Source organism: Pseudomonas sp. EGD-AK9 (genome assembly GCF_000465935.2).
Classification (GTDB): domain Bacteria; phylum Pseudomonadota; class Gammaproteobacteria; order Pseudomonadales; family Pseudomonadaceae; genus Aquipseudomonas.
The window spans coordinates 1-978 of record NZ_AVOF01000659.1; the positions used below are offsets into that span (position 1 = coordinate 1).

The following is a 978-nucleotide window of genomic DNA, read 5'->3' on the forward strand; positions in this document are numbered from 1 at the left end:
AGGTGCTCGTCGGACTGCGCGGCGATGGCGATGGCCAGGTACACCTGCTGGCCGTTGCCCCAGTCCACGCCGTCGGGGAACTGGATCAGGCAGACGCCGGTGCGCAGCACCTGGTCGCGGGTCTGTGGCGTGCCGTGGGGGATGGCGATGCCCTGGCCGAGAAAGGTCGAGCCCTGCGCCTCGCGCGCCTGCAGGCCGGCCAGGTAATCCGCGGTGGCCAGGCCGGCGGCGGCCAGGGCCTCGCCGAGCATGGCCAGCACCGCCTGTTTGTCCGCGGCCTGACCGCCCATCTGGATCTGGCTGGCGTCGAGTTCGAGCATGGAAATGTCCTCCGGCAGGCGAGGGATCCGAGTCATGCGGCCACCCGGATTCGTGATCTTGTTCTTAGCCTAGTCGATGAAAGCGCTTGCTGAAACGTTTCATCTAGCGCTGGCACCTTATCCCAGAATCGGCGATCCTTGAAGCCCGATCGTCGTCGACAGCCTGGAAGCCCCGTGAAACTCAGCGATATCGCCCGCCTGGCGCAGGTCTCGGTGACCACCGCCAGCTACGTGATCAACGGCCAGGCCGAGCGCCGGCGCATCAGCCCGGCCACGGTGGAGCGGGTGCTGGCGGTGGTCGAGCAGCATGGCTATCGCCCCGACCAGCAGGCCGCCGGCCTGCGCCGCGGGCAGAGCCGCTGCCTGGGTTTCATCCTCCCCGACCTGGAAAACCCCAGCTACGCGCGCCTGGCCAAGCTGCTGGAGCAGAAGGCCCGCGCTGCCGGCTACCAGCTGCTGATCGCCAGCTCCGACGACAACCCGCACAGCGAGCGGCAGTTGCTCGAACTGTTCCGCTCGCGCCGCTGCGACGCGCTGATCGTCGCCAGCTGCCTGCCGCCGGACGATCCGCTGTACCGTCGCCTGGTGGCCGGCGGCCTGCCGGTGATCGCGGTGGACCGCGCGCTGGACCCGGCGCATATCCGCTCGGTGGTCAGCG

2 protein-coding genes are annotated in these 978 nt (G+C 69.2%); one reads left to right on the forward strand and one right to left on the reverse strand.

The features are described from left to right. A partial coding sequence (locus tag N878_RS22315; protein ID WP_036988680.1) for a PTS sugar transporter subunit IIA occupies positions 1-320 on the reverse strand: 320 nt, incomplete at its 3' end. A gap of 174 nt (positions 321-494) precedes the next feature. Between N878_RS22315 and N878_RS22320 the strand changes: the two genes are divergently transcribed. Then, positions 495-978, forward strand: a 484-nt coding sequence (locus N878_RS22320; RefSeq protein ID WP_021445737.1) for a LacI family DNA-binding transcriptional regulator, incomplete at its 3' end; no start/stop codon positions are given.